General features: G+C 53.1%; 2 protein-coding genes and 1 pseudogene. All 3 read right to left on the bottom strand.

The window, feature by feature from the left end:
- On the bottom strand, positions 1-1,459 hold a 1,459-nt coding region (locus tag LAT75_RS15270; RefSeq protein WP_291483649.1), incomplete at its 3' end, for a hypothetical protein.
- The gene (locus LAT75_RS15265; protein WP_291483647.1) at positions 1,459-2,682 is read right to left on the bottom strand and encodes a PilT/PilU family type 4a pilus ATPase; all 1,224 of its coding nucleotides are present in this window, start codon (positions 2,680-2,682) and stop codon (positions 1,459-1,461) included. The genes LAT75_RS15265 and LAT75_RS15270, both read right to left, overlap by 1 nt.
- Positions 2,683-2,766: 84 nt before the next feature.
- Positions 2,767-3,989 (bottom strand): annotated as a pseudogene (locus tag LAT75_RS15260) (hypothetical protein); the annotation flags it as partial.

The raw sequence follows: 3,989 nt of genomic DNA, 5'->3' as shown, positions 1-3,989 counted from the left end.
GACCGGCGTGCAGAATATCCAGGGTTGTGGTCCACATGCGGGTGCCTTCTCCGAGGGTTTCCATCTGGCTCAGCTGGCCGGCAAGCTGTGCATTCCGGCTGTCGAGCTCCCGCACGCTGTCGGCTATGCCGGATGATTCAACAATCTGCATCCGGAGCAGGGCCGCTTCCTGCCGGGCATCTTCCAGCTGCTGCTGCGCCTGCTGGTAAAAAGAATTTACCACAACCGGCACCAGTGCAATACAAACCAACAGCACAACCCCGTGCCACTGCAGCTTAAAAACTTTCTGCCGGTCGCTTACCCGCTTGGGGATGAAGTTCATCGTCTCGGTGAGCTTGTCCTGCTTGCCGGAAGTGGCCAGGGCAGCACCTGCAGCCGCTACCGGCACACTGGCGGTAACCCCCTCAGCAATTTCTAAATGTTCGTGCTGCCCTGCCTTCAGGATGCGGCACGGAAGCTCCATAAAAGTGGATTCAAAAACCGAAACGAGGTGGTCTTCAGCGCCAACGCCGTCATTGATTAAAATCTGACGTATAAATTTGACGTCCCCTTTTTCGAGCTCCATGAGCATCCGGCTGAACACTTTGTTCGCATAGGCCGGGATGTGGCTCACCCTTGGTATTACCGGCATAGCCGATTGGATGAGCCCGCCTTTGATTACAACAATTCGCGCAGCCGTTTTCCCGAACTCAATCAGGATACTGCTGCCTTCCTGCTCATCTGCGGTACTGTCTGCTTCACTCACATACTGCATCAGGGCTACTTCCTCCGGCACGCAGGCCCGCAGGAAGTACGTCTGTGGCCGGGCCAGATTAAGCCTTTCCAGCATTTCAAGCAGCAAAATGTGATCCGGACAGCTGCCTATCAGTACCCTGTTGCCGGTTGTCTGCACCCATTTATACGTCTCAGGATCAGGCAGCTGCTGGTTGTACACCTTGGAAAGCCGGTCTTCAATATAGCGGACCTTAAGCTTTTGGGATTTGATATCCTCAGGGATGCTGAGCGTAAACCAGGACGTACTGCCGGTTGGCATCACAAAAGCCAGGTTTACTTTTTTGTCGCCAAACTCCCGGAAAATATTGTCGAGCGCAGTAACAACCGTCACCATTTCATCATCCTGCCCTTCGAGCCCCGATTCATCCCAGTTCGCGGACTCATCATCCATATCGAGGTCGAAGCCAAGATCTTCCAGGGTATCGGTCTCGGTTTTGGCTGCACCGTTGGTGGCTGAGCCTGCCGCTGCGGCATGTTCTTCAGCTTCGCTAAAGCCAAAAACCTCTTCGGTTGTACCCGCTTCGTCACGTTCCTTATCCCGGCGGCCTTCAGGCCTCACAAGTCCGCTGATATCCAGCTTACGCACAGCAACGGCCTGAAGAAGCTTGCCTTTTTTCTCAAAACGGACGAGCCGCAGCTGATCGTCATCGATTTTGAGTCCGTAAATGACTTTTGGCTTAAACATCAGGCGTCCAGGTTAAGGAGTTCGCGGATTCGCGTTTTGTTGTTGGCGTAACTCTTGGCGTTTTCGAGCGTGATTTTCCGTTCCTGATACAACCGCTTCAGATCCTGCTCCAGCGTGATCATGCCCAGCGCACTGCCTTCGTTGATCATCTGATAAATTTCACCGAGGTTATTGTTGCGGATGGCGGCTTTCACCGAGGTTGTGCCCATCAGCACTTCTTTGGCCAGCACCCGCTTGCCGTCGGTAGAGGGAACAAGCTTCTGACTGATTACACAGGTGAGTACATCGGCCAGGCGGTTGCGCACCCGCTCCTGCTGATTCACGTTTACCTCGCCGATAATCCGGTCGATGCTTTCCGTTGCCGAAGCCGTGTGCAGGGTTGAAAAAATCTTGTGGCCCGAGTCGGTGATTTCCAGCGCCGTTTTGATGGTTTCCTCGTCCCGAAGCTCCCCGATCATGATGATGTCCGGATCCTGACGCAGCGACTCAACCGCCCCTGCCCGGAAGGATTTCACATCGCGGCCGACCTCCCTGTGCCGCACAATGCAGCGTTTCGATTTGTGAACCAGCTCAATAGGCGAGGCAATAATCACAATGTGGGCATCGCAGGTGCGGTTGTTGGCATCGATGATGGCATCGAGGGTGGAAGATTTACCCGAGCCGGTAATCCCGGTTACCAGGGTGAGGCCGTACTTGATGTAGTTGAGGCTCAGCGACCGTGCCACTTCCGGATGGAAGCCAAATGATTTGAACGGGCGGATCTGCTCGTTGATCTTCCGCATGTTGAGGGCAACATGGTTCAGGTCTTTGTAGATGGTAGCCCTGAACCGCTGCTCTGAGCCGCTCTCCAGAATGACGGAATAGGAAAAGTCGATGCTGTGTTCGAGCAGCAGTTTTTCAACCTGCCGGGCGGTTAGCAGGTTAAGCAGGTACAAATCGGTCTCTGTGAGATCGTAGGTTTCTTCGCGCACCGGCTTTTTATCGCCGTGAACGCGGTACCAAACGTAGCCGCCGCAGCCGCTGCCGCCAAAATCGATATCGGAAGCCTCTGTATCGAGCATGGCCAGCAGCAGGCTTTCCACATATTCGCGCATCTGACGCTTCTGATCACTGCTGAGCCCGCTCAGAAAACGCATGTACTCTTCGATCCGGTTATCGATAGGTACATGAAACGGGATGTTCAGGCTTTGCCAAACCGGCGCGGGTCTTGTTTGAAGCATCATAGTCGTTCTCCTTTGCTGCCGGGTGATTTAAGCTGCTTAATCCGCTTGCTTAATTCCGGTCTATTTGGATGTAATATTCAAAAATCAATTCCACTGGCTCACTTCAAAACTTTTCTCTGTGAGGTCGAAGTCAAGATCAGGAGGGTCGGAATTCCAGGCTTCATCATAAAAAACGCGGGTATCTCCTCTCATAAGGAAATCATTGGCTACAACGGCACCCCTCACCCTGCCGCTGCCTTCGAGGCGTACATCAGCATTTGGCGCGTAAAGCACGCGCGAGTAGGCCGATGCATCACCGCTCACAATTACAGAACTGCCACCGGTAAAAATGTGCCCCATTACCCCGCCGGAATTAGCGATACGGAGGTTGGCTGTCTCAGCGAAGAGATGGCCTCTGAACCGGGTACTTCCGGCGAAATTTAGCTCGTTGGTGCCTTTGTAGAACAGCATCACCTCAGCAGCAGCATCATCAAAATTGACCATGCTGCTTCCGGTTAAAATGAAGCTGTTCTGGACATAAATTGTGAGCGATCCCCCGCCCAAAATATGGATGTGCCCCTGCTCGATATTCAGGTTATTTACATAGAGCTCCCGGTGATGTCCTCCCGTTTCAATGTAAAGATGGGTGTCATTTCTTAACCGCACCTGATTGAGATACATCCCGTGATAATCAGAAGGCTGCAGGGTTTGTGTCATCACCCCGCTCAAATCAACCGAGCTGCCTGTCGGGTTTCCAACCGGAAAATCCGGAAACACAGGCATCGGGAAATCTCTTTCTTCAGGGGCGACAAGGATATCCCCGTCAACGTTTCCTGAGGAAGTGTCTCCCTGCCTTACTACACTGCCAATATCTCCGCCGGGACCAATAGTAAGGCTTCCTTCCACCCTGGGCGACCATTCAAAAAATACGCCCTGATTTGAAATCGTATTGGTTCCTGCTGATCCTACAATCCTGGCACTGCCTTCCATTCGGATTGAATTCCTCGAGAACACCGCCTTATCAATTTCCGGAAAATCGAGCTTGGTTTCGTTCGGGCTGAACTGTACCTGAACCGGATATTCCTGTGCGTTGAAGCGGCCAACAGCAAGCAGCGTAATAAGGGTATCGCCCTTGTTTTCGATTCGCAGGCGGTATTCCCCGCCCAACCCGGCCCATGGTTCAAAGCTGCTTCCGCCAGCGGGAAAGAAAATCACCTGATCAGCTGCCGGATTAAACTGCGCATCCGCCTTGTTCAGAATTTTTGCAACGGCCAGCTGTGCTGCGCTCTGCGCCACATTTCTTGACTGATTCAGGCTGTAAGAATCCG

The sequence above is a fragment of the Cyclonatronum sp. genome (assembly GCF_022565315.1).
In the GTDB taxonomy this organism is placed as follows: Bacteria; Bacteroidota; Rhodothermia; order Balneolales; family Cyclonatronaceae; genus Cyclonatronum.
The sequence above is the reverse complement of the archived record's forward strand: the minus strand, read 5'-3'. Positions and strand labels throughout refer to the sequence as shown.